The sequence below is a fragment of the Planococcus sp. RAB007_Raresut genome, from assembly GCF_057369535.1.
The window spans coordinates 1-286 of the sequence record NZ_JBXYIF010000084.1; the positions used below are offsets into that span (position 1 = coordinate 1).

General features: G+C 46.2%; 1 protein-coding gene. It reads right to left on the reverse strand.

Annotated features, from left to right (window positions below):
- A partial coding sequence (locus tag AC2Q9J_RS17835) for a pseudouridine synthase (protein WP_499042007.1) occupies nt 1-286 on the reverse strand: 286 nt, incomplete at both ends.

The window sequence follows — 286 nt, forward strand, 5'->3', positions numbered from 1 at the left end:
ATTGAGACCGTCGAGCGTCAAGAAACCGAACTGTTCACGCTTCAGTTTGATGACCTCTGAACCAATGGCTTCCACCATCCGACGGATTTGACGATTGTGGCCTTCCGTGATGACGATTTCGAGGATGGCTGTGTTCTTCTTCTGGTCTACAGACTTCATCTTCACTTTAGCGCTTCCCGTTTTGAATCCGTCATCGAGTTCGACACCAGACTCAAGCTGTTTGATGGCCAAGTAAGATGGGATGTTCTTCACTTTTGCCACATAGCGCTTTTGAATTTTATATTTC